28 protein-coding genes are annotated in these 26,807 nt (G+C 60.8%); 21 read left to right on the top strand and 7 right to left on the bottom strand.

Going from position 1 to position 26,807, the window contains the following annotated elements:
• Positions 1-113 precede the first annotated feature (113 nt).
• The 4 genes from JAO73_RS08085 to JAO73_RS08070 all read left to right on the top strand — a co-directional run bounded on the left by JAO73_RS08085 (position 114) and on the right by JAO73_RS08070 (position 5,722).
• Complete coding sequence (locus JAO73_RS08085) at positions 114-2,435, top strand: peptidylprolyl isomerase (RefSeq protein WP_198976572.1); 2,322 nt, start codon at positions 114-116, stop codon at positions 2,433-2,435.
• 225 nt (positions 2,436-2,660) lie between these two features.
• Positions 2,661-4,055, top strand: coding sequence for a peptidylprolyl isomerase (locus JAO73_RS08080; RefSeq protein WP_198976571.1), 1,395 nt, complete (start codon positions 2,661-2,663; stop codon positions 4,053-4,055).
• Positions 4,056-4,193: 138 nt separating this feature from the next.
• Positions 4,194-5,159: an AAA family ATPase gene (locus JAO73_RS08075; RefSeq protein WP_198976570.1), complete on the top strand. Its 966-nt coding sequence runs from the start codon at positions 4,194-4,196 to the stop codon at positions 5,157-5,159.
• A gap of 137 nt (positions 5,160-5,296) precedes the next feature.
• The gene (locus JAO73_RS08070) at positions 5,297-5,722 is read left to right on the top strand and encodes a hypothetical protein (protein WP_190925010.1); all 426 of its coding nucleotides are present in this window, start codon (positions 5,297-5,299) and stop codon (positions 5,720-5,722) included.
• A 74-nt stretch (positions 5,723-5,796) separates the two neighbouring features.
• On the opposite strand, the gene JAO73_RS08065 is transcribed toward JAO73_RS08070, so the two are convergent.
• Positions 5,797-6,696, bottom strand: coding sequence for an SDR family NAD(P)-dependent oxidoreductase (locus tag JAO73_RS08065; protein ID WP_198976569.1), 900 nt, complete (start codon positions 6,694-6,696; stop codon positions 5,797-5,799).
• Between the two features lie 141 nt (positions 6,697-6,837).
• Between JAO73_RS08065 and JAO73_RS08060 the strand changes: the two genes are divergently transcribed.
• Positions 6,838-7,386: a GNAT family N-acetyltransferase gene (locus JAO73_RS08060; RefSeq protein WP_198976568.1), complete on the top strand. Its 549-nt coding sequence runs from the start codon at positions 6,838-6,840 to the stop codon at positions 7,384-7,386.
• On the opposite strand, the gene JAO73_RS08055 is transcribed toward JAO73_RS08060, so the two are convergent.
• Positions 7,387-8,592, bottom strand: a complete 1,206-nt coding sequence (locus tag JAO73_RS08055; protein ID WP_198976567.1) for a lipid A deacylase — start codon at positions 8,590-8,592, stop codon at positions 7,387-7,389.
• 199 nt (positions 8,593-8,791) lie between these two features.
• Between JAO73_RS08055 and recA the strand changes: the two genes are divergently transcribed.
• The 6 genes from recA (at position 8,792) to JAO73_RS08025 (ending at position 14,421) form a co-directional block, all read left to right on the top strand.
• Positions 8,792-9,889 (top strand): recombinase RecA, encoded by a 1,098-nt coding sequence (gene recA, locus JAO73_RS08050; RefSeq protein WP_198976566.1) that lies wholly within the window; start codon positions 8,792-8,794, stop codon positions 9,887-9,889.
• A 134-nt stretch (positions 9,890-10,023) separates the two neighbouring features.
• Positions 10,024-10,839, top strand: coding sequence for a DUF3108 domain-containing protein (locus JAO73_RS08045; protein WP_233168888.1), 816 nt, complete (start codon positions 10,024-10,026; stop codon positions 10,837-10,839).
• Positions 10,840-10,963: 124 nt separating this feature from the next.
• The gene (locus JAO73_RS08040) at positions 10,964-11,653 is read left to right on the top strand and encodes a hypothetical protein (RefSeq protein ID WP_198976564.1); all 690 of its coding nucleotides are present in this window, start codon (positions 10,964-10,966) and stop codon (positions 11,651-11,653) included.
• 75 nt (positions 11,654-11,728) lie between these two features.
• Complete coding sequence (locus JAO73_RS08035; RefSeq protein ID WP_317191210.1) at positions 11,729-12,424, top strand: response regulator transcription factor; 696 nt, start codon at positions 11,729-11,731, stop codon at positions 12,422-12,424.
• 143 nt (positions 12,425-12,567) lie between these two features.
• Entirely contained in the window at positions 12,568-13,626 is a 1,059-nt protein-coding gene (locus JAO73_RS08030; RefSeq protein WP_198976563.1) for a sensor histidine kinase, read from the top strand.
• Positions 13,627-13,707: 81 nt separating this feature from the next.
• On the top strand, positions 13,708-14,421 hold the full coding sequence (locus JAO73_RS08025) for an RluA family pseudouridine synthase (protein ID WP_198976562.1): 714 nt from the start codon (positions 13,708-13,710) through the stop codon (positions 14,419-14,421).
• A gap of 9 nt (positions 14,422-14,430) precedes the next feature.
• Here JAO73_RS08025 and JAO73_RS08020 read toward each other — a convergent pair whose 3' ends face one another.
• Entirely contained in the window at positions 14,431-15,903 is a 1,473-nt protein-coding gene (locus JAO73_RS08020; protein ID WP_198976561.1) for a putative hexosyltransferase, read from the bottom strand.
• 212 nt (positions 15,904-16,115) lie between these two features.
• Between JAO73_RS08020 and rplM the strand changes: the two genes are divergently transcribed.
• From rplM to JAO73_RS07995, 5 genes are all read left to right on the top strand, one after another.
• The gene (gene rplM / locus JAO73_RS08015; protein WP_190924988.1) at positions 16,116-16,568 is read left to right on the top strand and encodes a 50S ribosomal protein L13; all 453 of its coding nucleotides are present in this window, start codon (positions 16,116-16,118) and stop codon (positions 16,566-16,568) included.
• A gap of 35 nt (positions 16,569-16,603) precedes the next feature.
• Positions 16,604-16,990: a 30S ribosomal protein S9 gene (gene rpsI, locus JAO73_RS08010; RefSeq protein WP_046246877.1), complete on the top strand. Its 387-nt coding sequence runs from the start codon at positions 16,604-16,606 to the stop codon at positions 16,988-16,990.
• An 18-nt stretch (positions 16,991-17,008) separates the two neighbouring features.
• On the top strand, positions 17,009-17,776 hold the full coding sequence (gene rpsB / locus JAO73_RS08005; RefSeq protein WP_190924986.1) for a 30S ribosomal protein S2: 768 nt from the start codon (positions 17,009-17,011) through the stop codon (positions 17,774-17,776).
• Positions 17,777-17,972: 196 nt separating this feature from the next.
• Complete coding sequence (gene tsf / locus JAO73_RS08000; protein ID WP_190924984.1) at positions 17,973-18,809, top strand: translation elongation factor Ts; 837 nt, start codon at positions 17,973-17,975, stop codon at positions 18,807-18,809.
• Positions 18,810-18,880: 71 nt separating this feature from the next.
• Positions 18,881-19,183 (top strand): hypothetical protein, encoded by a 303-nt coding sequence (locus JAO73_RS07995; protein WP_198976560.1) that lies wholly within the window; start codon positions 18,881-18,883, stop codon positions 19,181-19,183.
• Here the strand turns inward: JAO73_RS07995 and JAO73_RS07990 are convergent.
• From JAO73_RS07990 to JAO73_RS07980, 3 genes are all read right to left on the bottom strand, one after another.
• Entirely contained in the window at positions 19,180-20,178 is a 999-nt protein-coding gene (locus tag JAO73_RS07990; RefSeq protein ID WP_198976559.1) for a DUF3089 domain-containing protein, read from the bottom strand. The two genes, JAO73_RS07995 and JAO73_RS07990, sit on opposite strands and share 4 nt — an antisense overlap.
• Positions 20,179-20,279: 101 nt before the next feature.
• The gene (locus JAO73_RS07985) at positions 20,280-21,290 is read right to left on the bottom strand and encodes a hypothetical protein (RefSeq protein ID WP_198976558.1); all 1,011 of its coding nucleotides are present in this window, start codon (positions 21,288-21,290) and stop codon (positions 20,280-20,282) included.
• A gap of 119 nt (positions 21,291-21,409) precedes the next feature.
• Entirely contained in the window at positions 21,410-21,811 is a 402-nt protein-coding gene (locus JAO73_RS07980) for a hypothetical protein (RefSeq protein WP_198976557.1), read from the bottom strand.
• Positions 21,812-21,976: 165 nt separating this feature from the next.
• Between JAO73_RS07980 and JAO73_RS07975 the strand changes: the two genes are divergently transcribed.
• Positions 21,977-22,378: a hypothetical protein gene (locus tag JAO73_RS07975; RefSeq protein ID WP_198976556.1), complete on the top strand. Its 402-nt coding sequence runs from the start codon at positions 21,977-21,979 to the stop codon at positions 22,376-22,378.
• A 62-nt stretch (positions 22,379-22,440) separates the two neighbouring features.
• On the opposite strand, the gene JAO73_RS07970 is transcribed toward JAO73_RS07975, so the two are convergent.
• Positions 22,441-23,994 carry a tetratricopeptide repeat protein gene (locus tag JAO73_RS07970; protein WP_198976555.1) on the bottom strand — a complete coding sequence of 518 codons (1,554 nt, stop codon included), beginning with the start codon at positions 23,992-23,994 and terminating at the stop codon, positions 22,441-22,443.
• A gap of 236 nt (positions 23,995-24,230) precedes the next feature.
• Here JAO73_RS07970 and JAO73_RS07965 point away from each other — a divergent pair, with 236 nt between their 5' ends.
• From JAO73_RS07965 to JAO73_RS07950, 4 genes are all read left to right on the top strand, one after another.
• Complete coding sequence (locus JAO73_RS07965; RefSeq protein ID WP_198976554.1) at positions 24,231-24,485, top strand: hypothetical protein; 255 nt, start codon at positions 24,231-24,233, stop codon at positions 24,483-24,485.
• 246 nt (positions 24,486-24,731) lie between these two features.
• Positions 24,732-25,508: a hypothetical protein gene (locus tag JAO73_RS07960; protein ID WP_198976553.1), complete on the top strand. Its 777-nt coding sequence runs from the start codon at positions 24,732-24,734 to the stop codon at positions 25,506-25,508.
• A 23-nt stretch (positions 25,509-25,531) separates the two neighbouring features.
• Positions 25,532-26,278 carry a hypothetical protein gene (locus JAO73_RS07955; RefSeq protein WP_198976552.1) on the top strand — a complete coding sequence of 249 codons (747 nt, stop codon included), beginning with the start codon at positions 25,532-25,534 and terminating at the stop codon, positions 26,276-26,278.
• A gap of 147 nt (positions 26,279-26,425) precedes the next feature.
• Entirely contained in the window at positions 26,426-26,644 is a 219-nt protein-coding gene (locus JAO73_RS07950; RefSeq protein WP_198976551.1) for a CsbD family protein, read from the top strand.
• Positions 26,645-26,807 lie beyond the last annotated feature (163 nt).

Here is a 26,807-nt window from a genome sequence, read left to right as displayed (position 1 = left end):
CTTGTGTGCTGCCTTTCATTCCGTACGGAAATTAGTTAATTTCGCACCGGTAATTTTATGCCCGCGCGGCTGCTCCTTTCCGGGCCAGCGCTTTTGTTTCCTTTTTCTCTTATATGCACAAACGCATTCTGTACGCCGGCGCTGCCGTCGTCACGCTGCTGGCTGGTTGCCAGACCTCCAAACCGGCTGCCTCGGCCACCACGGCTGCTACCGCTGTGGGCCCCGTGGTGGAAACCTTGGGAGACTACCCGGTGCCGGCCAACGAGTTTGCCTACGTGTACCGCAAGAACAACAGCTCGGCCCCCGACTACGGCACCCGCCAAAGCGTGACCGACTATCTCGACCTCTACACCAACTTCCGCCTCAAGGTGCTGGAAGCCGAAAAGCGCGGCCTCGACACCACGCAGGCCTTCCGGCGCGAGCTGGACGGCTACCGCCAGCAGCTGGCCCAGCCCTACCTCACGGAGAAGAGCGTGACCGACCAGCTGGTGCGCGAGGCCTACGACCGCATGAGCCAGGAGGTGAACGCCTCGCACATCCTGGTGCGCGTGGCGCCCGATGCCACGCCGCAGGACACCCTTGCGGCATACCAGAAAATTGAGCAGCTTCGCAAGCAGGCGCTGGCCGGCGAAGACTTTGGCCAACTGGCCCGCGCCAACAGCGAAGACCCCTCGGCGAAGGAAAACGGCGGCAAGTTGGGCTACTTCACCGCCATGCAGATGGTGTACCCGTTTGAGTCGGCGGCCTACAAAACGCCCGTGGGGCAGGTGTCGCAGCCGGTGCGCACGCGCTTCGGCTACCACATCATCAAGGTGAACGACAAGCGCGCCGCGCAGGGCGAAATCAAGGTGGCTCACCTCATGATTCGGATGAACGCCAACGCGGCCAAATCCGACTCGCTCACGGCCAAGAAGAAGATTGACGAACTGTACAGCCGCCTCAAGAAAGGCGAAAACTGGGACAAGCTCGTGGCGCAGTTCTCGGAAGACGCCGGCTCGGCGGCCAACGGCGGCGAACTGCCGCCCTTCGGCACCGGCCGCATGATTCCCTCGTTTGAAGAAGCCGCTTTCAAGCTCCAAAAGCCCGGCGACCTCTCGGCGCCCGTGCAAACGCCCTACGGCTGGCACGTCATCAAGCTCATTGAAAAGCAGCCGCTGGCCAAGTTCGCCGACCTCGAAGCCGGCCTGAAAAGCAAAGTGGCCAAAGACTCGCGCTCGGAGCTCAACAAAGCTGCTTTCCTGAAGCGCGTGCGCCAGGAAGACCAGTTTGTGGAAGTGCCCGCCGCCAAAACCTACGCTTTCAGCAAAGCGGATACGGCACTGGTGGCCGGCCGCTTCAAGTATACGGCGCCCGCTGCTGCCACCGGCAAGCCGGCCAAAGGCGCCGGCAACGACAATTCGGCGCTGTTCACCATCAAGGGCAAGCCCTACACGGTGAAGGACTTCTTGACCTATGCCCAGCAAAACCAGCGGCCCCGCACCGGCGCCCAGCCCAGCTTCGCCATGCAGCAGCTCTACGACCAGTACGTGGAGCAGTCGCTGACCGACTTCGAGAAAAACAGCCTCGAAACCAAGTACGAGGACTACCGCATGCTGGTGAAAGAGTACCGCGACGGCATCCTGCTCTTCCAGCTGATGGACGAGAAGGTGTGGAGCAAGGCCATTGAAGACACCGTGGGCCTGAAAAAATATTTCGCCGAAAACCAGGCCAAGTACCAGTGGGACCAGCGCGTGCAGGGCAGCGTGGTGAGCGCCGCCACCCCCGCCCTGCTGAGCCGCGTGCAGAAGGAATTGAAAGGCGGCCGCTTCCCCGTGACGCGCAACGTCCCCAAAACGGCCGCCTTCCGTCCCAATTCGGCCGTTTTCTCCAAGACTGGCGCACTGGCCCTGCAGGAAGTGGCCAAGCGCATGCTGCAAGACACCCTGGCCCGCGTGACGCTGACTGGCCGCGTGAAAAAAGGCGAAAAAGCCAGTCTGGCCGCCGCTCGCGCCGACTCGGCCGCCCGCTACCTGCGGACGCGCGGCGGCGTGCCCGCCCGCCGCATCGGCAAAGCGGTGCAAAAGGCCACCGCCGATAGCCAGGTGCAGATTGCGCTGACCACCGCCAACCCCGCCGCCATTGAGGCGGAAATGAACGAGCAAAACCCGCTGTCGGTCCAAATCAGCCAGCGCATCTTCCAAAAGGGCGACAACAAGGTGATGGACGAGCTGATGAGCAAAGGCCCCGGCACCTACAACGTGCAGAAGGACGGCCGCTACTACGCCGTGACCATCGACAAGACCTTGCCCGCCGGCCCCAAAACGTTGGCCGAAGCCCGCGGCCAGGCCACTTCCGACTACCAAACCTACCTGGAAAAGGAGTGGATTGCGCAGATGCGCGCCGCCCGCCCGGTGAAGGTGAACGAGGCCGAAGTCAACAAGCTCGTGACGAAATAACTCCAGTGCCATGAGGGGGTAAAGCATGAGGAAGGAAGAATTGCCCCCAGGATAATTCTTCCTTCCTCATTGATTTTAAGCCTCTGCAACCATCTGAAGCGGGCGGCGCTCCTTGTTTTTGTCCGCCCACGGATTTATCGTGAAATTTGTGGGACCGTTTGCGTGTTAATGCGCTCGTATGGCTCAGGCCCCGGCATTTGGCCGAAGGGCTTTATTTATTTGTTTATGCTTGTTAAAGTGAATCGCGCCGCGGCGTCGGCCCTGCTTACGCTGTTGTTGCTCGTGGGCCTGGTGCCCGCCTCAAAAGCCCAGTTGGGCATTAGCCGCCCCAAGGGCCAGGAGTTGCTCGACGGCATTGTGGTAAAAGTGGACAACCAGATTGTGCTGCGCTCCGACGTGGAGAACATCTACATGCAGGAGATGGCCCGCGCCGCCGGCAAGCCCGTGGCGCCCGACCTGAAGTGCAAAATCCTGCAAAGCCTTGTGCTGAACAAGCTGATGCTGGCCCGCGCCGAGGTGGACTCGGTGATAGTGGAAGACAAGCGCGTAAACGACGAAGTGGACCGCCGCATGGCCTACTTCGTGCAGCAGATTGGCTCCGAGAAGCGCCTGGAAGAGCAATACAACAAGCCCATCAAGGCGCTGAAAGATGACTTGCGGCCGTCCATAAAGGACCAGCTCACCCAGCAGAAAATGCAGGAAACCATCACGGGCAAAGTGGCTGTGACGCCCCGCGAGGTGGCCCAGTACTTTAGCCGCGTGCCCAAGGACAGCCTGCCTTACTTCAACACCGAAGTGGAAGTGGGCCAGATTGTGATTCCGGCGCAGGTGAACGAGAAAGCCAAGCAGGCCGCGCTGGCCAAGCTGAACGACATCCGGGCGCAGGTGCTGGCCGGGGCCGACTTTGCCACGCTGGCCAAGCAGTATTCCGAAGACCCGGGCTCGGCGAAGGAAGGCGGCTACCTGGGTTTTTTCAAGCGCGGCGAGCTGGTGCCGGAATACGAAGCCGCGTCGATGAAGCTGGAACCGGGCCAACTGTCGCCGGTGGTGCAGTCGCAGTTCGGCTTTCACCTCATTCAGTTCATTGAGCGCAAGGGCAATACGTATTCGACGCGCCACATCCTGCTGAAGCCCGAAACGGGCACCGCCGATGCCAGCGAAGCCGCCAAGAAGCTCACCCGCCTGCGCCGCCAGATTCTGAGCGACAGCATCAGCTTTGCCAAGGCGGCCAAAGACAACTCTTCCGACAAACAAAGCAGCACCAACGGCGGCCTGCTGGCCAACCGCCAGGACGGCGGCTCGCGCCTGCCCCTCGACAAGCTCGACCCGGCCGTGTTCTTCACCATCGACACCATGAAGGTGGGCCACATCACCCCGCCCATGCCCTACCGCACCGACGACGGCAAAGACGCCATGCGCATCCTGTGGCTGAAGTCGAACACGCCGCCCCACCAGGCCAACCTGGAGCAGGATTACCAGAAAATTGCCGCCGCCGCCCTCAACGAAAAGCGCAACAAGGCGTTGGATGAGTGGTTTGAGAAGAACCGCAACAGCGTGTACTTGGAAGTGGCCCCCGAATACGCCCAGTGCAAAGTGCTGGAATCGACGGAAAACAGATAGTATTTCTCCCTGTCATCCTGAGCGGAGCGAAGGACCTCATCACGTCAGCCGCAGTTCTAACTGCAACTGTTCGGTATTGATAAGGTCCTTTGTTGCGCTCAGGATGACGTTTTTAAGCAGATTAGAACTCGACCCCGAATGGCCCAATACCCCTCCGACAAAGAAGCCGCCGACGCCCTGGCCGCCTCCTTCCAGAAGCTGCGCCAGGAAATCGGCAAAGTCATTGTGGGGCAAGACGAAGTGGTGCGGCTGGTGCTCACCGCCGTGTTTTCGCAAGGCCACAGTTTACTGGTGGGCGTGCCCGGCCTGGCCAAAACCCTGCTGATTCAAACCATCGCCGACTCGCTGGACTTGTCGTTCAACCGCATTCAGTTCACGCCCGACCTGATGCCGTCCGACATTGTGGGCTCGGAAACTATGAACCAGCAGCGGGACTTCACTTTTGTGAAAGGCCCCGTGTTTGCCAACATCATTCTGGCCGACGAAATCAACCGCACGCCGCCCAAAACGCAGGCCGCCCTGCTCGAAAGCATGCAGGAATACGCCGTGACGGTGGCCGGGCAGCGCTACGCCCTGCAGCGCCCGTTCTTCGTGCTGGCCACCCAAAACCCCATCGAGCAGGAAGGCACTTACCCCCTGCCCGAGGCGCAGCTCGACCGCTTTATGTTTAACATCGAGCTGGGCTACCCCAGCTACGCCGAGGAGCTGAACATTGTGAAGAATACCACTTCCGACCGCAAGCCGACGGTGAACAAAGTGCTCCACGCCGCCGACATTCAGGCCTTCCAGGAGCTGGTGCGCCGCGTGCCGGTGGCCGACAACGTGGTGGAATACGCCGTGGGCCTCGTGCAGAAAACCCGCCCCAACACTGAGCGCGCCCACGCCCGCACCAACCAGCTGCTGGAATGGGGCGCTGGCCCGCGGGCGTCGCAGCACCTCATTGTGGGCGCCAAATGCAACGCCCTGCTCAACGGCAAGTACTCGCCCGACATTGAGGACGTGCGCGCCGTGGCCGTGCCCATCCTGCGCCACCGCCTGGTGCGCAACTTCAAAGCCGAAGCCGAAGGCGTGGGCGTGGAGCAGATTGTGAAGGAGTTGTTATAAGAATGAGTAGTATAACTGTCATGCTGAGCGAAGACGAAGCAGCTCTGCCGGGTAAGTAATTATTTACTCCGACAGTAGAGATGCCTCTGCTTCGCTCAGCATGACGTTCTTTGTAGCTGCAAAGACCTTAGTTAAGAATGGAAGCCCAAGCCTATTACCAGCAATTTGAGCGCAACGTGCGCATCATCCTCGACGCTCTGGCCGCCGGCCTCGACCTGCGCACCACCGCCCTCGAAACCAGCCTGCCCATTGAGGTATACGTGCTGTGCGAGGTGCTGAACCAGGGCGCCGGCGAAGACTTCGTGCTCACCGCCAGCGGTGTAGCGCGGCTGGCCGAGTTTCAGCAGCAGTTTATGAAGCACGAGGGCCAGACCCTGGCCGCCATGCAGCGCGTGCTGGCCGACAAACGCGGCACCATGCGCACGCCCGAAGGCCGCGTGCTGACCAAAGAAATGCTCATCCGCCGCCTCGAATTCTTCAACGAAGCCGCCCGGCAGGTAAACGTGATGCGCACCCAACAGGCGTTGGGCAGCCCCAGCCAGTACGTGGGCGTGAATAAGTAAATCAGGCTTCGCCCCACGCAACAAGGCCCATCTGCACGTGCAGATGGGCCTTGTTGCATTAGCCGGCGTTCTGTTTACTGCGCGCTGCGGCCCATCATGTGGCCAGCGTCTTGGTCGCGCACTTCGGTGTGGCCGTCTTTGCTGTGTTGCAGGTTTAGCTCGCCGGCGGGCTCTTTTTTAAGGTCGCTGGGCACTTCGGCGCCCGAGCTGCTCTTGGAGATGGTGACGCCGCCGTCGACGAAATAGATGGCCCCCGTGACAAAGCTGGCTTCATCGGAAGCCAGGAATAGGTACACATTGGCCACTTCCTCGGCGGTGCCGCGGCGGCCCATGGGCACGCCGTCCACGGTTTGCTTCTCCATTTTGGACGTCATGGGGCCGGTTTCTTTGTGGGTCCAAGCCGTGTCGATGGGGCCCGGACCTACGCAGTTGGCGCGCACGCCGTTTTTGGCCTGCTCGCCCGCAATGCCCTTGATGAAGGCGTGCACGAAACCCTTGGTGCCGCCGTACGGCGTGTTCATGGGCTCCCCCATCTGGCCCGCCTCCGAGCCGGCCGCCACGATGTTGCCCCGCGTTTTTTTGAGCTCGGGCAGGGCGGCCCGACTCATGTGAAACATGCTGTAAATGTTGTTTTTCACCATGTATTCGAAAGCTTCCACCGGGTATTTATCCAGCTCTTCGGCGGCAGGAAAGACGCCGGCGTTGTTTACCAGCACGTCGAGTTGGCCGAACTGGCCTACGGCCGCTTGCACGCAGGCCTGGGCCGTGGCCTCGTGGGAGAGGTCGCCCTGAAACGCTACGGCTCGGCCGCCGGCCGCCAGAATTTCTTCTACCACGGCTTGCACCGGGTCTTCGGCAAAGCCCGCCACAACCACGGCCGCGCCTTCGCTTGTAAATTTTTTAGCCACGGCTTCGCCAATGCCAGCGCCCGCGCCCGTCACGATGGCCACTTTGCCACTCAGTCTGTTTGCCATAAAATAACATGCCCAATCTCCAGCTTGGGCGGGGGTTACGTGGAAAGGAAGGATGCCCAATGCTGGAGCCAGAGCTACCTTTCCTTACTTTACAAGCATCGTTCAGGTTACCACGGCGGCGCTTCTGCCGTATTTGCCGCCATGTTGCCCCGTTCTCCACTGCTCACTGCCCGCCTGTGCCTGCGCCCCTATGAGCCGGCCGATGCCCACGCTTTCTTTGCACTGCTGGATTCTGACCGGGCCCGGTTTCGCACCTCCTTCCCCGACCGCCTTCAGGCCGTGCGGGTGCCCACCGATGCCATTACGGCCCTGCAGGCCTTTGCGCAGGACTGGGAATCGGGCCGCTTTTACGTGTTTGGCATCTGGCACCGCGCCACGCGGGACTATCTGGGCGACATCTGCCTGATGCCCCAGTCCCGCGGGCAGGCCGAAATTGGCTACTACCTGGCGGCGGCCGCCGAAGGCCACGGCTTTGCCCGCGAGGCCCTGCATGCCGTCATCGACTTCGGCTTTGGGCCCGTGGGCAGCCAGAAGCTGCTCATTCGCTGCTTCGTCGACAACGCCCGCGGCCAGGCCGTGGCCAAAGCCGCCGGCTTTCGGCCCGAATCCCCGCCCAAACGCCCGCAATGGTTCCGGGCCACCGAGGCCACGAGCAACATCCGCCGCTTCTGGCTCTCGCGCGACGAGTAGCTACTGCCCCACCCGCACGCGCTTGCTCAGGTTGCCCAGCAGCCACTCGGTGCGCACGTTCAGGTACATGGCAAACGAGTAGTCGAGCAGTTTGGCGTTGAGGTCGAACAAGGGTTCGGCCCGCGCCGTGAGCGCCGCCGCGTCGCCGATGCGAAAATCGCGCAGCAGCCGCAGCATCACAATCTTGCGCTGGGGGTCCCGAAAGTCCGGATTCGACACCGTCCGCGAGGCACTTTGGTACAAGTCGCCGCCCAGCGGCGCGATAAACCGTGAGCCCTGCCAATAGCTCAGCATCACGTCCGCGAAGCGGGTTTCGAGCGTGCCGTTCAGGTACAGGCCCCGCCCGTACTTGTAAGGAAACTGGCCGGCGGTGAATGAATAATCCTGAAAGCCCAGCACATAACCGTTGAAACGCACGGCCGGCACGGTGGCGCCGTCCATGCGGTAGCGCGCTTCCAGCCCAAGGGCTTCGTTGAAGGCCGTTTGCAGCGGTTTGTTCAGCGTATCAATCTGGCCGCCATGGTGAATGGCGGTGAACTGAAACGGAATGGCCACCGTCCAGCGGCTGCCGTCGGGACTGATGCGGTAGCTGCTGCTGATGCCGCCCGCCACTTCTTCCTGGTAGTTGCTGTAGCGGTACTGCTGGCGCTGCCAGTCCACCCATTGGTCCACAAACAGCCGCGTGCCCTGGTAGCGCACCTGAATGCCTTCTTCCAGTGGGTTGAGCATCACGCGCTCAAAGTTGAACATCGGCTCGATGTAGTTATGGCCCAGATGGGGCCGAATGTTGCCCAAAATGATTTGTTGCTTGCCCACCGTCCAGGTGGCCCGAAACGTGGGCCGCACCTGCTGCAGCACCGGGTTGCCAAAGTCCTTCCACAAAAACACGCCGCCCTCCAGCCGCAGGTCTTTGATGGGATAATACACCAGTTGGGGATTTAGCTGCGTGCCATATAGGGTATACCCGTCGACAATCTTATTAAAGTATTCGTTGTCCTTAAAGAACGTGAAAGCTTTGAAGGAAAGCAGCAAGCTGCCGGCCTCCGGCTGTTTTATTTCGATGGTATCGCCCGAGTCGGTGCGCCGCCATTTCCGGTCATGCTCGGGGTCAACCGCATAAACCGTGTTGCGGGTGAGCCCCGGTACCTCCTGGTAAAACGCCCGATTGTCCAGTTGCGCCTGCGCTGTTTCTATTCTAATTAGCACAGCCACAAGGCCAACTAAAATTCTTAGATAATTCCTCATATATTTCCGCTTTCTACGGCACGATTCCGGTGGGCTCTGTGTTACAAAAAGCCGTCGCAAAAGGGCCTTTCCGAAGTTTTAACCAAGGAATAGAATTATCTGATTGCGACGTCGCCAAAACCCTTAACTTTACCAAACCTAATTCCTTTTTCCCATCCCCATGGCAGTAGCTACCGAAAAGGCCTCGAAAGCCGACAAGGCGGAGACCAACGTCGCAGCCGAAAAAATGAAAGCCCTCCAGCTCACGCTCGATAAGCTGGACAAAGCCTACGGCAAAGGCACCGTGATGAAGCTCAGCGACAACAAAGTTGGCGACATCCCGAGCATCAGCACCGGTTCGCTCTCGCTCGACATTGCCCTGGGCATTGGCGGCGTGCCCCGCGGCCGCGTGATTGAAATTTACGGTCCGGAATCGTCGGGTAAGACGACCCTGACCATGCACATGATTGCCGAAGCGCAGAAGAAAGGCGGCATGGCGGCCTTCATCGACGCCGAGCACGCTTTCGACAAATCCTACGCCGAGAAACTCGGCATCGACACCACCAACCTGCTCATCGCCCAGCCCGATAACGGCGAACAAGCCCTCGAAATCGCCGACCAGCTGATTTCGTCGGGTGCGATTGACATCATCGTCATCGACTCCGTGGCGGCCCTCGTGCCGAAAGGCGAACTCGAAGGCGACATGGGCGACTCGAAAGTGGGCCTGCACGCCCGCCTTATGAGCCAGGCCCTGCGCAAGCTCACCGGCACCATCAACAAGACGGGTTGCGCCTGTATTTTCATCAACCAGCTGCGTGAGAAAATCGGCGTGATGTTCGGCTCGCCCGAAACCACCACCGGTGGTAACGCTCTGAAATTCTACGCTTCCGTGCGCCTCGACATCCGTCGCATCGGCCAAATCAAGGAAGACAAGGACAACGTGACCGGCAACCGCACCAAGGTGAAGGTGGTGAAGAACAAAGTGGCCCCGCCCTTCAAAGTGGTTGAGTTCGACATCATATACGGCCAGGGCATCTCCAAAGTCGGCGAAATCGTGGACCTTGGCGTCGACATGGGCATCATCGCCAAGTCGGGCTCGTGGTTCAGCTACGGCGACCAGAAAATTGGTCAGGGCCGCGAAGCCGTGAAGACGCTGCTGCTCGATAACCCCGAGCTGGCCGACGAAATCGAGGGTAAAATCCGGACCATGGCCAAGGGCGACACCGACGTCATCCCCGTGGACCTGGCCGGCCCTGAAGACGGCGAAGACACGCTCTAAGCGCGCCAGAACCGGTAAGAATGAAAGCCCGTTGCCATCCGCAACGGGCTTTTTTTACGTCCGTATCTTTGGGAATGCTTTGGCTGGCATTGCGTTTGTCTATGGCTGCAATCGTTACTTCTACTTATTCCGTTATGAATCGCCGCTGGCTCATTTTTACCCCCGTTATTCTCTTCTTACTGGCATCGGCGCAGCTGGCGCTGGGCCCCGGCGACGCCGTGCGTAGCATTCCGCAGTCCAGCTTCGGCCGCGGCGAGGTCATTAAGTACACCGTGCACTATGGCCTCATCAACGGCGGCGAGGCCACCGTGGAAACCGGCGGCAGCCTGGAGCGCATCAACGACCGGCCCTGCTACAAGGCCACGGTGAGCGGCAAGACCACGGGTTCGTTCGATTTTTTTCTGCGCATTCGCGACCAGTGGCGCGCCTACATCGACACCACCAGCATTCTGCCCATCCGCGCGCAGCGCGAGATTGCCGAGAAGAACTACCGCAAAAAGGAAACCGTGGAGTTCGACCACCTGCACGACGTGGCCGAGGTGACCGACCACACCCACAACAACGCCCGCAGCACCGTGAAGGTGGCCAACAACACCTTGGAACTGGTAAGCGGTTTCTATTACCTGCGCACCCTCAACTTTGAGCGCATGAAGGTGGGCGACGTGGTGCGCGTGCCCGGCTACTTCGACGGCGACAACTTTATGCTGGAAGTGGTGTTCAAAGGCCGCGAAGTGGTGGAAACCAAGGCCGGCGACGTGCGCGCCTTCAAGCTGGTGCCCAAGATGCCGAACAACAAGCTGTTTCGGGGCGAAAACGCCATTTCGGTGTACTTCTCCGACGACCGCAACAAGATTCCGGTGCTGTTTCAGGCCGAAATGTTTGTGGGCACGGTGAAAGTGGACATGGTGCGCTACCAAGGCCTGAAGTCGCGGCTGAACCTTGTAAATTAGCTCAACCTTTGCGCGTAACCAATGGCTTTGCCACCTGCTGCTATTTGGCCTGAAGCTGGCATCGCCGTTTCTCACCCACGGATTTCTCTTTTGCGCTAGCGCGGTGCGCGTTACGCCTCACCTAATGAAATCCGTTCAGCAATTCATTCTCGAATTCTCGGTCGTCCCCGTCGTCGTGGCTACGCTCGTGGGGCTGTGGCGCTACCGGCGGCTGGGGCCCGCCCCGCGCTACCTGGTGCCGCTGCTGGTGGCCTGCTTGCTGATGGAAATTGCGTCGCGCACCTTGGGCTATTTCCATCGGCCCAACCTGTTCCTGGCCCCGATTGATACGGCCATCGAATTCACTTTCCTGGCCCTCATGTACCGGCGGGCGCTGCGGCCGTCGGCCCTGAGCCGCTGCATTCCGCTGTTGCTTATCGGATTTCTGCTGGGTTCGGCGTTCACCTACTCGCCGCGGCTCGACACCTTGCAATTCAGCCCGGTGCAGCACTTCATCGAGAGCGTGCTGGTACTCGTTTTTGTGGGCGTTTACTTTCAGCGCGAGGCAACGCGGCAAACCATTAATCGCCGGTTGGAGCGCGAGCCCATGCTGTGGGTGTCGGCGGCGCTGTTGCTTTATTTTCTTAGCAACATCTTCATTTTCTTGTCCAGCAACTACGTGCTCAACCTTTCGCGGGAGTTGAGCATACAGGTATGGGCCATTCACGGTTTGCTCTACATCTTCACCAACGTGCTGTACACCGTGGCCTTGTGCGTGAACCCGGTGGTCCCCTCACCGGCCAGCCCACTCGCTCCGGCGGGCGGCGTCACATAATCGTAACATCGGGCGGGCCGTGGAGAGCGGTACTTTTGCAGGCGCAACCCTTGCTTCACTTAAGCCCGTAACGCCGTGACTGCTCCCAAATCCGCCGTGTACAAGATTCTCGTGGTCGACGACGACCCGGACATCGTTGAGTTGCTGGAGTTCAACCTCAAAAAGGAAGGCTACCTAACCGCTTCGGCGGCGGACGGGCGCAAAGCCCTGGAAATTGCTGCCGATTTTCAGCCCGACATCATCCTGCTCGACGTGATGATGCCCAACCTCGACGGCATTGCCACCTGCCGCCTGCTGCGCGAGCAACCCAAGTTCAAAGACACCTACATCCTGTTTCTGACGGCCCGCGCCGAGGAATTCTCCGAGGTGGCCGCTTTCGAAGCCGGCGCCGACGACTTCATCGCCAAGCCCATCAAGCCGCGCGCCCTGCTGGGCCGCCTGGCCGCCGTGAAGCGCCGCGACCAAGACCCCCACGGCGCCGTGGATGCCATCGACATCAACGGCCTGCGCATCGACCGCACGGCCTTTGCCGTGTACCAGGACGGGAAAAAAATCAGCCTGCCCAAAAAAGAATTCGAGTTGCTGGCTTTCCTGGCGGCCACGCCCCACAAAGTCTTCAACCGCGAAGAACTGCTCCAGAACATTTGGGGCAACGACGTCTTTGTGCTGGCGCGCACCGTGGACGTGCACGTGCGCAAAGTGCGCGAGAAAGTGGGCGACCATCACATCCAGACCATCAAGGGCGTGGGCTACAAGTTCAACGTGGACTAAGTCCGGCAGCATGTGCTGACGAAAGCACGCCGTGCAGCGCGCAGCAAAGCATCTTTCCCGCAGGCAGTAATTATTTACTATTGCACGCAAGATGCTTCGCTGCGCGCTGCACGGCGTGCTTTTTCAATTATTTTACTGTCCCAATGAACCTCTCTTCTCGCACCATTGCCATTCTGATTGCGCTGCTGGTGGCGGGCGTGCTCACCACCTACGCCCGCATCGGCCCCACGCTGCCGTTCCGGGAGGCGTTTCTGGCAGCGGGCGTCACGGTGGCGGCGTGTTTTCTGCTGGTGTACCTATCGTTTGAAGCCCTGATTTTTCGCGAAATCAACGGCATCTACGCGGGCCTGGAACACATCAAACGCAAGGAATTCAAGAAGCTCAGCAGCAAGTTTCTCTTTCGGCCCGAGCCGGTGAAGCGCGTGCGCGACGAAATCCTGCTCATGGCCGAGCGGCGCCAGCAGGAGCTGGACGAGCTGGTGCGCCTGCAGGCCCTGCGCCGCGAGTTTCTGGCCGACGTGTCGCACGAGCTCAAGACGCCGCTGTTCGCCGCCCAGGGCTTTGTGCACACCATTCTCGACGACGAAGACGGCGACATCGACGCCCCCACCCGGCGCAAGTTCTTGGCTAAAGCCGCCGCCAGCCTCGATACGCTCGACGCGCTGGTGCAGGACCTCGTCACCATTGCGCAGCTCGAAAAAGGCGTGGTGCGCATGCGCCGCCAGCGCTTCGACCTGGTGGCGCTGGTGCGCGAAATATTCGAGCTGCTGGAGCAGCAGGCCGCCCGGCGGGGCACCACCCTGGAGCTGTTTCCGCCCAACCTGCCCGCCGAGCTGCCCGTGGTGGCCGACCGCAACCGCATCCGGCAAGTGCTGGTGAACTTGGTGGATAACGCCATCAAATACGGCCGCGACAACGGCCGCGTGGTGGTGGCCCTCATCGAAGGCAGCCGGGGCGTGCGCATTGCCGTGCGCGACGACGGCACCGGCATTGCCCCCGAACACCAAAACCGCATTTTCGAGCGTTTTTACCGCATCGACAAAAGCCGTTCGCGCGAGTCCGGCGGCTCTGGGCTGGGCTTGGCCATCAGCAAACACATTGTGGAGGCGCACAAGTCCACCATCAAAGTGAAGAGCACCGTGGGCGAAGGCACCACGCTGGAATTCAAGCTGAGCAAGCCGAAAGGCGCCGCGGGCAGCTAGCCATCCACCCCCCTGCCGAGGCTGCGTTCGGCACGGGGCTTCCCCGCCCGCCGGTTGCACGCCGTACCTTTGGGGCTGCGTATGAAGCTTCCCCATTTCTCCGACCTCGTCATTTTTGAAAACGACGACTACGTTGTCGTCAACAAACCCCCGTTTCTGGCCACGCTGGACGAGCGGGTGGGCGGCGCGCCCAACATGCTGCGCCTGGCCCGTCAGCACCACGACGACATTCAGGCCGCCCACCGGCTCGACCGCGAAACCAGCGGCGCGCTGGCCTTCGCCAAAAACCCGGCCGCCTACCGCCACCTCGCCATGCAGTTCGAGAACCGCGAGGTGAACAAGCAGTACCACGCCGTGGTGTGGGGCACGCCGCAGCTACAGGACGAGGTAGTGGAGCGCAACATCGAAACCACTTCGCGCGGCAAGGCCCGCCTGGCCTACAAGGGCAAGCCCGCCGAGACGCACTTCACCACCCTCGAAACCTTCACCCGCCACGCCCTCATGCTATGCGAGCCCGTGACCGGCCGCATGCACCAGATTCGCCTGCACCTGATGTATTTGCAGGCGCCCATCGTGGGCGACAAAGACTACGGCGGCGAAGACTTTTACCTGTCTTCGTTGAAGAAGAAATTCAACATGAAGGAAGGCGATGAAGAGCAGCCCTTTATCAAGCGTTTCGCGCTGCACGCCCTCCGGCTGCAGTTCACGGGCCTCAACGGCGAAGAAATTGCCGTGGAAGCGCCTTACCCGAAAGACTTTCGGGTGCTGGTAGAAACCCTGCGGCAGCACCAGTAAGCCCCCGGGCTAGCGCACCCGCTCAAACACAATGACCTGCGTGGTGTCGCGCTCTGGGTGGTAGCGGTTGCGGGGTTGGGCGTCGTGCCACATTTCCCGGAACCGGGCGTCGCGGCGCAGCATGGGCAACTGCACGTAGCCTTCGGTGCGCGAAAACCAGTCGTCCCACACGATGAGCGTGCCCACGGGCACCTCGGCCAGCTGGTCGCCGTGCGCGCGAAAATCGGGGTGCTGTTTGGCGTCGAAGAAGTCGTTGTTGGTGGCCACGGCCACGTAGGGAAACTCGTAGGCCAGCGGCCGGGTGCCTTCCCCGTAGGCTTTGCGAATCCAGGCGGCGGCGTTTTCGGCCACTTCCTGGTCGGGCGGGCGCGTGAAGTCGCGCCGCCAGCGGAACCCCTGGCGGGTGCCCAGAAACAGAAACACCACCGCAGCGGCCACCCACCCAAGGCGGATGCGCCGCTGAGCGGCCGGCGTTTTGCCCAGTTGCACGAGCCAGGTCAGGCCATTGAGTGCGACCACAGCGAACAGCGGTACCGTCACGTCGAGTACGCGCGTCATGCCAAAAGAATTGAACAGGCCCGCGCCCCAAAAAATGGTGTGGGCCGCAATGAACACGCAGATGTTGCCGTAAACGAGCAACAGCTCGGCGCTGAACAAGCGGCGCTGCCGCCGCTCCGGGTCCAGCAAATCGAGCGCCATGCGCACGCCGCCCACCACCGCCAGAAACAGCACCACCCAGCCTAGTAGGCCCGGCAGGCTGAACACAAAATGGTCCCACTCGCCGTGGCCGTACACCGATTTGGTGGCGTAGGGGTTGTGGCCAAACACCCAGCCGGGCTCGCCCAGCACCGCGGCGCCCACCGCACTATACACCGCGTAGCCCAGCACCAGCAGCGGCAGATAGCGCCACTGCCGCCGCCACAAGAAGTACACCACCCACAGCCCAATCAGGATAAACCCTTCCGACCGCACAAAGGGCAGCCAGGTAATCAGCGCCGCCGACCACCCAGGCCGGCCCGTCATCAGCAGCGCCACCGAGGCCACCAGGATAAGGCCGAACAAGGGCTCCGTGAGCCCGGAAAACTGGATGATGAAATAATCGGGCGACGCGTAGGCAAACACGATGGCCAGCTCCGGCGCGGGCAGCCGCAGGGTGCGGGCCACCACGTAGGCGCACCACGCCGATAGGGCCACAATCGCGCACTGAAACAGCTTCATGCCGATGAAGCCGCCCTGCGCGGCCGGCGACGCCAGCAGCGTAAACAACGGCTTGGCCCACGAGTCCATGTAGTTCATGGGGTACTGAAAGGCATAGCGCGCAAACAAGTAGTGCTTGATGCTGTCGCCCGAGTCGTAAGTATTAGTAGTGACGAAAGCCATCACGACCGAAACCAGCAGCAACGCGGCCAGCAAAAGCAACGCCCGACGGTGGGCATCGGCCGGATTTGCAGCAGCAGCAGATAAACGAGCAGAGGGATTCATAAGAAATAATAAGCCTCAAATGTACGCGTGGGCAATGTGGGACGCACCCGGCCCGGCTACCGCCAGACCGGGTGCCCGGGGAGGGCAGCAGAAAACTATTCCGACACTTTTGGCTATTTCCCCATAAATCAGTACCTTTGTGTCCGTTTTTCCCGAAGCCTTCGCGGCTCCGTACTCTTATTCAATAGTTTAGCATACCTTTTTTTCGACTCATGGACCACCTGAGCTTCAAGACGACCCACGTCAATAAGGCCAACGCCCAGAAGAGCTGGGTTATCGTAGACGCCAGCGTGGCCCCGCTGGGCCGCGTTGCCAGCCAAATTGCCAACATCCTGCGCGGCAAGCACAAGCCTTCGTTCACCCCCAACTCGGACTGCGGAGACAACGTCATCGTGCTCAACGCCGACAAGCTGCGCGTAACGGGCAAGAAAATGACCGAGAAGGTCTACATCACGCACTCGGGCTACCCCGGCGGCCAGAAGCGCCGCACCGTGCGCGAGCAAATGGCCCGCGACTCGCGTCGTGTAATTGAGCACGCTGTGAAAGGCATGTTGCAAGACAACCGCCTCGGCGCCGCACAGTACCGCAACCTGTACGTGTACGCCGGCACCGAGCACCCCCACGAGGCCCAGCAGCCCGTGGCCATCGAACTGACCAACCTGTAAGCCAACGCCGGCTTACGCTTTTATTTTTCCACTAAATGGCAATTACCAACACCTCTGGTAGAAGAAAAACCTCGGTGGCCCGCATCTACATGCAGGCCGGGCAAGGGAATATCACTATCAATGACCGGGACATGAAGTCGTACTTCAGCAACGAACTGCTGGAGAACGTCGTGAACCAACCCCTGGCAATCCTCGAGCAAGTCGGCCAGTACGACATCAAGGTGAACGTGCGCGGCGGCGGCATTTCGGCTCAGGCCGAAGCCATCCGTCTGGCCATCACCAAGGCGCTCGTGAGCGACAACGAAGAAACCCGTCCTGCTCTCAAGAAGGAAGGTTTCCTGACCCGCGACCCGCGCATGGTGGAACGCAAGAAATTCGGCAAGCGCAAGGCTCGTCGTTCGTTCCAGTTCTCGAAACGCTAATCCAGGAGGAAATACATCATGGCCCAGACAACCTATAAGGACCTGCTCGACGCAGGTGCCCATTTTGGTCACCTCACCCGCAAGTGGGACCCCAAAATGGCGCCGTACATCTTCATGGAGAAGAACGGCATCCACATCATTGACCTCAACAAAACGCTGGTTTCGCTTGACTACGCAGCCCAGGCTATTCGCAACATCGCGAAGAGCGGCCGCAAAATCATGTTCGTAGCCACGAAAAAGCAGGCGCAGGAAATCGTTACGACGGAAGCCGAGCGCTTGAAAATGCCCTTCGTGACCGACCGGTGGTTGGGCGGCATGCTCACCAACTTCGCCACGGTTCGCAAGAGCCTGAAGAAGATGGCCACCATCGACAAGATGGTGAAAGAAAACACCGCCTACGCCGCACTGGCTAAGCGCGAGAAGCTGATGATGTCGCGTGAGCGCGCCAAGCTCGACCGCGTGCTCGGCGGTATCGCCGACCTCGGCCGCCTCCCCGCTGCCCTGTTCGTAGTGGACGTGAAGCGCGAGCACATTGCCGTGAAAGAAGCACACAAGCTGGGCATCCCGGTTTTCGCTATCTGCGACACGAACTCGAACCCCGAGCTGGTGCAGTTCCCGATTCCCGCCAACGACGACGCCTCGAAGTCGATTCAGCTCATCGTGAGCGTGATTGGCAAGGCCATCGAAGACGGCCTGTCGGAGCGCAAAGTTGACAAAGAAGACGCCGAGCGCAAGGAAGCCGACGAGGCTGCCATTGCCGAAAAAACGGCTGCTGACGAAGAATAGTCCCTTCCGAGCTCTTTGAAAAAAGGGAACCTTCGAGTAGCTAGGCTCCGGAGGTTCCCTTTTTTATTTTGCTTTCAGGCCGACGTAGAGACGCATACTTGCGTCTCACGCCAGAACGGAATCGGCCGCACGTTTAAATCAATTGTTCAAACGGGAGACGCAAATATGCGTCTCTACAACCCCACCCCTACTTCCAATGGCCGCTATTACCGCCGCAGACGTAAACAAGCTCCGCACCATGACCGGTGCCGGCATGATGGATTGCAAAAAAGCCCTGACCGAAGCCGATGGCGACTTCGAAGCTGCGCGCGACATCCTGCGCAAGGCGGGCCAGAAAATCGCCGACAAGCGTGCCGAAAACACCACTTCGGAAGGTTTTGTGGCCGTGGCCGTGAGCGAAGACGGCACCAACGGCAAACTGGTGGCGTTGGCTTGCGAAACCGAGTCGGTGGCCAAAGTGGCAAACTTCCGCGAGCTGGTGCAGCGCATCCTCGATGCCGCAGTGCGCACCAACGCCGCTACCAAAGAAGACCTGCTAGCCGTGAAAGAGGACGATGGCCTGACCATTCAGGAGCACATCACCGACCTGACCGGCAAAATCGGCGAGAAGCTGGACCTGACCTACGTGACGCTGACCGGCGAGAAAGTGGCTTCGTACATCCACTCCGACAGCAAGAAAGGCGTGCTCGTGGCGCTGAAAAACGTGGGCTCGGCCGACGCTGCTGCCGTGGGCCGCGACGTGGCTATGCAAATCGTGGCCATGAAGCCCGTTGCCGTTGACAAAGACGGTGTGGACTCGGCTACGGTGGAGCGCGAAATCGAAATCGGCAAAGAGCAGGCGCGTGCCGAAGGCAAGCCCGAGGCTATGCTGGAGAAAATCGCCCAAGGCAAGCTGAACAAGTTCTACAAAGAGCAGACCCTGCTGAACCAGGAGTTCGTGAAAGACGGCTCGATGACCATCGCCCAGCTGCTCGACAGCAAGTCGAAAGGCATGACCGTGACGGACTTCAAGCGCGTGGCTATCGGCGCTTAATTGCCCTTGCTAATTCATAAAAAAGCCCCGCCGGCATTGAGCCGGTGGGGCTTTTTTATTACATTTCATTCATGGACGACAACTCGCAACTCCTACACAAACCATTGGCTCTTTCAAGCACGCCCCCATTCAGTGTAGGTCGTTTTTTTGGATGGGTAGTTGTCACATTCATCCTAGACGTAGTAGGAGTTTTTTTGGTAATCGCCTCGAGCAATATTACCGACCATAGTTCTTCTTCAGGAGGTGGTATGGCCATTTTATTTATAGCAAATATGGCCTTTTTAACTTTTGCTGTTATAAGGGGAGGTAACTCAGCGTTTGGTGTTTTTTTTGGTGCTTTATTTCCTCTTATGGTGATGTTGGCAATTGCCTAATTACGCTTCTGCCACGCCCGCACCCGCGCCTTCGAGTTCTCCCGAATGTTCATGTAAAACAGCGCGTAGTCGGCGATGTGGCGGGAGTAGCGCAGCTTCTTCTTGCCGGAGGGCGGGAAGTGCGGGAAGCCACGGAAGCGCGGCGCGTGCACCCAGAGCTGGCCGTGATGAATCTGGGCATCGGTGAAGTTGGGGTGGACGTGCTTGAAGCGGATGCTGACCGCGCCGCGGTTGAGGCTGGCCGGGGCCAGGGTGGAATCGAGCGTCCAGGTGAGGGGATTGACAGCGATGCTAGGCTGGAACATGGGCGACTCGTGGCCGGCATCGGAGGTGTTGTAAGCGACGAAGCAGTCGGTGGCCAGGGAGTCGGCGCAGGGCTTGATGGTGAGGAATTCGTTGGGTTTCACCTGGAAGCCGATGAGGTAGGCGGCCACTAGTTGGCGGCGTAGCGGGGTGGCTTTGTCGAAGAATTCGTGGAGTAGGCGCGTGGCGTGGTCGGTGCCCTGGCTGTGGCTGGCGATGATGAAGGGGCGGCCCTGGTTGTAGTGCGCGAGGTAGTACTGGAAGGCGGCGCGCACGTCGGAATAGGCCAGTTCTAAAGCTTTCTGGCCATTGGGCTCCTTGTCGAGGAAGGAGAAGAGGGTGGCCTGCCGGTAGCGCGGCGCGTAGATGCGGCCGGTGGCGTTGAACACGCTGGCCTGTTGCTTGATGGTGGTGCGGTCGGTGTACTTGTTCAGCCACTTTTTGCGCACGTCGCCGTTCCAGTGGCGGGGCGAGTAGTAGGTGGTGGGATGCACGAAAAATACGTCGACGGCAGCGGTGGCCTGCTCATTCCGCAAGGTGGAGTGGCGCGGCACCGCATCGGCCGAATCCCGCGTTGTGGGCAAGGCGGCCCAGCTGGCAGCTTGGGAGTAATCAGGCGCGGGTGGGGGCGTGTACTTCTCAAAATCCCGACCCGGCTTGAGAAGCAGCCGGATGCAACCGTTCAGGGGCAAAAACAGCAACGCAAGCAGAGCAGTGCGGAGGTGAGATGGTAACCGAAACATAGTTTGTGAAACGGTCATGCTTCGGCTTCGCTCAGCATGACCGTTCTTTTTTAATTCAATACAACCGGCCAGTGCTTCAGCTGGCGCGGAGAGCCGTCGGCGTTATACAGCAGCGTGAGGGGCTCGGTGGGGGTGGCCACTACGTCGGCGAGGGTGATGTTCCAGCGCTGCCACATTTCGGCCAGGGTTTGGGTGTAGGCGCTGTTTTCCCACGGGTTGAAGATGGCGCCGGTGACGTCGTCGATGAGGGCATCGTACACAATCTGCGTGTCGCCGGGGCGCGGGTGGCGGGGGTAGATGTCGGGCACCACGTGCAGCAGGTGAGCCGCGTAGTACACCCGGGCCTTAAACTCGGCAATCTGCACGGGGTGCAGCGGGCGCTGAGCATCGGCATATACCTTGCCCATGGCCTGGCCAATCAGCCCGATGTCGACCAGGCAGGCCACCAGCACCGCCTTGTCGAGCTTGATGCTGAACACGAGCGTGTTCAGGTCGTCGTCGTACTCAAAAGGCGTCACGTCCTCGGTGGGGTCGGCTTCGAGGACGAAGACGGAGCCAGGCACAAAGTCGGCGTACTCGGTGGGCACGCGCAGGCCCTGTAGCAGCTGGAAGAAGGCCTGGAAACGGCGCACCAGCGCGGCGTTTTCGGCCAGCGGGTACTTGGGCTTTATCAGCGGCTCAAACTCGTTCAGCAGTTCGGTGATGAAGATGCCGTAGAACATTTTGCCCATCCAGAGAAACAGCGTGTCGTCGCCGAGGGCGCGCAGGGCGGCCGGGCCCTGCGCGACGGCGGCCTCCACCCGGCTTTCCAATGCTTCGATGCGTTGGCGGGCGGCGGGGCTGGCGGGCAGGCGCAGGTCCTGCATGAGCACGGTGCGTTGGTCGAGGAGCTGGATGGGGCGCTCGGCGAGGTGGTAGCGGGCCTGCAGCCACTCAGCAAACACAGGCACCGTGTCGTCGGGCCCCACGGGCTGGCCGCTGAGAAAACAGGTGTTGGGGCCGAAGCGCATGCCGTCGAAGGGGTCGTAGGGCAGCAGGTCGGCGGGGGAGAATGAGGCCATCAGAAAAAACAGTAGCGCGAACGTTGTAATTGCGTCGCCACGCGCCTGCCCAACCAGTGGGACTCGGCGCGGGGACGCGAACTACAAAGTTCGCGCTACAATGGTTAGGACGGCGCAGGCTAGCGCGAGAGCGAATTGCCTGCTTTAAGCAGCAGCTTGCTCAGGTTGGTGAGGGGGCCGTTGTAGTCGCCACCGGCTTCTTCGGCCACTTTGGCGGTTTCGGCACCCAGGCTGGCCAGGATTTCGGCGATGTCGTGGGCCGGGCTCTTGGAGTCGCTCAGCAGCTCGCTCAGCTGGCCCAGCTCTTGCTTGATTTTGGCCAGGCCAGGGCGGTCCGTGGCCGCGAGCACGGCAGCCCAGCGCTCGATTTCGACGATGCCCTGGGGGCCGGAGTTGGCGGGCGTGCTGGCGGTGAGAAAGGTAAGCGTATCGTCGAGCAGCGCGGTGTTTTGCTGGTCGCTCACGGCCATGGGCACTTCGGGCGTGGCGGGCGTCTGCGGGGTGGCGGCGGTTGAATCCATGAGAATGCGAAATAAGGGAGATGCGTAGGGGGCTATACTAGCGCCGTGACTAAAAAGTTAGCCCGCACCGTGCGAGGCCGCATCAAGTCGCCGCCCCAAAAGCCGGGTTACCTTTTACAGCTCTGCTTAATTAAGCGGTATCATTTCACCTCCACTTTATTTCCCATGAATACTTCGCTCAAAACCTTGTTTGCCGCTGCCGCTCTGGCCTTCGCCGCCACTTCCTGCGAGCAGAAAACCGCCGAAACCACCACCGCGGCCGACGGCACCACCACGACCACCGTGACCACCGACAGCACCGCCCCCGCTGGCTCGGCCGCCGAGGCCGGTGCCAAAATCGACGCCGCCGCGGCGAAAGCCGGCGATAAGCTGGAAGCCGCCGGGCAGAAGCTCGACGCCAAGATGGACGCGGCCGGGCAAAAGCTCGACGCCAAAATGAACGAGGCCGACGCTAAAATGGAAGCCGCCGGCGACAAGCTCGATGCCAAGATGAAAGCCCTGGGCGACGCCGCCAAACGCTCGGCCGAGCAAACCAAAGCCAACGTGAAGGAAGCCACTAACAAGTAAGCTTCGCTTCTGCTTGCGATGCAGGGAAAGGCCCGACGGCAGATGCCGCCGGGCCTTTTTGGTTATGCATTGGCCAGCTCCAGCAGCACGTCGTAATAGGGCCGGCCCAGCGTTTGGGCACGCAGCCACGCGTAGAAGCTGAGCACCTGCAAATCTTCGCGCTCCTGCGAAAGGAAGTTGGGAATGTGGGCCACCCGGTTAACAAAATCGGGCTCCCGGGCCGTGGGCGGGTTTTCAATCAGCTCGCGCACGAAAGCCAGGTACAACAACACGGGATTGTAAGGGCCGCCCACGGGCACGGCGGGCGCCTCGCCCTCGGCCGGCACGGCCGGAAACTGCTCGCGCAAGGTGCGCTCGATGGCGCGCAGGCGGCTCAGGGCCAGCTCGGAGTTGCCCATCTCGAACTGAATGAGCAGCTCGCCGATGTTGCGGTTCACCATCCATTCCAGGCCCAGGTGCTGCTCCAGCCAGTGGTCGGTGCGGCCCAAGCTAAGCATGCTTTGGTTGGCTTTGGCGAAGTGGCCCCCGGCGAAGTAGTGGAAGGAAAGCTGGAAGCGGGCCGTGAGGTCGTCGGAAGCGGTGAGCGGCTTGGGGCCGCGCAACAGGGCTTCGAGCAGCGCGATGCTTTCGGCGTTGCGGCGCAGAAAGGCGTAGTTGGCCGCCAGCAGGAAGGTGAAGCGGGGCACGAACTCGCCAAACTGCCGCGCTGGTCCGGCCGCCAGCAACGTTTGCCCTTTCTCCAGGTACGCCACCGACTCGGCGAAGCGCCGCGAACGGTACAGGGCGTGGGCCAGCATGTAGAGCAGCCGGAGCTGGTGCCCGCGCTGGGCCGGCGCAAACCCGTGCCGGCGTTCCATGAGCGTGTAGCAGCGCTCGATGAATGGCGCAAACGCCGTGAAATCGCGCCGCACCAGCATGGCGTTGCGGGCAATGGACATGAGGCGGCTCAGCAGCGAGGGCGAGCGGGCAAAGGCTTCCTGCAGGTCGTATTCGGCCAGGATTTTCTGCAGAATGTCGTCGACCGGCACGGCGGCCCGGCCGCGCACGCGGGCTTCGCGCAGGCGCTGGCGCAGCAGGCTGTCGGCAATGTTGGCGCGCTCTTCTTCGTCGGCAGCTTTTTTATTGGAGCGGTAGCGGGGCAGAATCTCGTCGAGCGGCGGGGCGTAGGGCGAGTCGGCGTGCTGAATCTGCAGGTTGTACACCGCGTTCAGGGGCTCGTACTGCTCGTTTTCGTGGGCCAGCTTTTCGGCTTTGCGCAGCGTGCTCCAGGCCAGGCGCGGGATGCCGGTTTCGAAGAGGTACTGCGCCAGGGTGAGCTGCCCGCGCACGGAGGCCGCGGCCGTGGTGTCGAGCTGGCGCTGGCGCAGCAGGAGGAAGTCGGTGAGGTGGCGCAGCAGGCGCTTGCGCAGGGCGTAGTAGGCGGTGGGGTTGGGCTCGTCGGGGTAGAGCCGGGCAATGAGCTGCTCCGACTTCAGTTCCTTGGGCTGCACCAGCAGCTCGTAGAGGCGCGAATCCTGCCGGCCGGCGGCCTTGCGGCGCTGCCGCTGAATGAACACGCCGAAGTCGCGGCGTTCGTCGGGGCCCAGAGTTAGCAGCGTGGTGCGCAGGTCGTCCATGCCGCCAAATTACGGCGCGGGGTGCCGCCGCCAACCAACTTTGTTTGCGCTCAGACCCGCAAATTTCTCCTTACCCGAAGCCTCGTAGCAGCGCTCTGGCAACGAGTGAAAAGCTCACGCCGTAAGGTGGAGCTGACGCGAGAGGCGAAGCTCCACCGTAGCATTTTGCCGGGTTACCTTTTGCCGCCGCGGCTTATTAACCTCGATTTTCAACCATTCCTTTCCCCCATAATCCAATGAAAACGTCCTTCAAAACGTTGCTCCTGGTGGCCGCTCTGGGAGCCTTCACCGCCACGTCGTGCTCGGAGAAAAAAGCCGATGAAACCGCTAATTCCGTAGAAAACACCGCCGATAATGCTGGCGACGCCATGGACAATGCCGTGGACAGCGCGAAAGCCGACATGGCCCGCGAACCCGGCGACACGGCCGTGGTGCGCAACACGCCCGCCGACAAAGTGGTGGAAGAAGTGCCTGCCACCCCGCAGAAATAACCTCGGCCCGCCGAGTTAAGAAGCCCCGCTACCAGGGTAGCGGGGCTTTTTTGTGTTTAGGCATCTATTAAAACTTGTATTTAATATATTTATAATATCCCTTATCAAATCTGCAACACGTTGATTTTTAATTATCTCCTTTATAAATAACCTATCCGTAAAGTCTGAATTAACTAGAAATGAGCTGGTGCTCAGGGGGGCATTCGTCCACCTTTACGCACGATTTCACTTCAACCCAGACTCGCCATGCGGACATTTTTACTCGTTTTTCTATTTCTGCTGGTTGCCGGCGGAGTTGCGCAGGCCCAGGACGTCCTCACCAAGCGCAATGGGGAGGAGCTGAAGGTGAAAGTGGTGGAAATCACGCCTTCGGAAGTAAAGTTTCGCCGCGCCGACAACCCTGAAGGGCCGCTTATCAGCGTGTGGCGCACCGACGTGTTCATGATAGTGTATGCCAACGGCGTGAAGGAGGTGCTCAACGCGGCCACCATTTTCCAGCCGGGGCCGTCCAGCCCACCGGCGGCCGTGCGCGCCGCCTTTCCCGAAGAGGTGCCCACCGTGGCCAACCAAGACCCCAACGACGCGGTGCTGGAAGAACCCATCCGGCTCGACGGGCCGCGGGTGGGCGTCACGTTCCTGTCGCCGGGCGTGCGGGGCAAGGCCCGGGACGAAGGCGTGGAAGTTGGGGCCGTCATCACGCAGTTTGGCTGGCAGTTCGAGAGCCGCCTGTTTCGGCTGCCCAACGGCGTGAGCGGGCTGGTGGAGTTTGTGCCGCTGGTGGGCGGCTTAGAGCAAGGCCGGTTTCTGCCCAGCATCAGCGGCTTGCTGGGCATCCGGGGAGCCAAGGGGTTTGAGTTCGGGGTGGGGCCCAACGTGACGCCGCTGGGCGCGAGCGTGGTGCTGGCCCTGGGCACGTCCATTCGCTCCTACGGCGTCAACTTCCCGGTGAACCTGGCCGTGGTGCCGGGCCGCGACGGCATGCGCGTGAGCTTGCTGGTGGGCTTCAACGCCCGGCATCGATAATGGCAGCGGTTAACATTCATCTCATGAAGGACTTTCCACTCCTCTTTAACGCGTTGCGCCTGCTTGGCTGTGCCGTGCTCCTCCTGGCCGGTAACGGGTGTACCAAAGACGATGCGTGTCTGGCCGGTGACTGCATTACGGTGACGGGCCGCGTGGGGACCGGGCACCGCTCGGCCACTGCCGTGCCCGGCGCCCACGTGCAGCTCATGGCCGCTACCGTCGTTCCCGGCATCTTTTCGTCGTCGGTCAAAGAATCCCTCGTCGAAAGCACCAGCGCCGACCAAGAGGGCAACTACACCCTTCAGTTCGACCCCCGATTCCGACCTGCGCCCGACTTCTACCGCCTGCGCTTCGACAACAAAGGCTACGGCTCTACCCAGGGCGGAATTATTGAGCAGCAGTACCGCGACCTTAACCTGGCACCGGGAACGCGGCGCACCGAACCCATTCACCTGGTGCGCCTGGCGGCAGAGCTGCGCGTGCTGATTACTGGTTTTCCCGGTGCGTCGGCCACCAACAGCACCTACACCTCGGTGTCGTACGTAGGCCACCGAGGTAATTACTACACCGGCGTGGGGGTGCGGCTGAACTTGCCCGGCACCCAAACCGAAGCGGGCCCTTCCAACCTGACTGAGGCCACCGGCACCACGGCCGCCAATCAATACGCGCACGTCGTCATCTACAAAACCAAAGCCGGCATTCGCACGCAAGTGCGCGACAGCATCTACTGCCCACTTGGAGTAGAGACAACTTATGTACACGCTTTTTGAGAAACGGGCCTCTTGCAAAAAACGGGGAATGTGCAAAATTCTGGCATTCCGGCGGCGGGCTTCAACGCGCCCGGCAACGGGGCCGTACAAGCCCAACTATTGCCTTCTTCCCATCCACATTTTCTTACCTTTTCAACTGTTTCACTCATGGACCTCAACCAGAATAACCTCAACGACCAAACCGAACTGAAAGCCCGCGGCAACTGGAACCAGCTGAAAGGCGAAGCCAAGCAGAAGTGGGGCCAGCTGACCGATGACGACCTCGACTACGAGGACGGCAAACAGGACGAGTGGTTTGGCCGTCTGCAGGAGAAAACCGGCCACGCCGTGGAAGACATCAAGAACTGGTTTAACCGCACGTTCTAGCCCGCGCCTCTTTTCCTCTAACAACGCCCGGCGCCTTCCCTAAGCACACGCCGCCGCGTTGCAACAAAAAAGCCTTTTCCGGCAACGGGGAAGGCTTTTTTGTTGCCCATGCTGTTGCTTTCCAACCCTGCGTAGGCGGCGGTGCGTAAGGAAGGGCCCGGTC

Source organism: Hymenobacter miniatus (assembly GCF_016427455.1).
Taxonomy (GTDB): domain Bacteria; phylum Bacteroidota; class Bacteroidia; order Cytophagales; family Hymenobacteraceae; genus Hymenobacter; species Hymenobacter armeniacus.
This window is presented reverse-complemented; position numbering and strand designations above follow the sequence as displayed.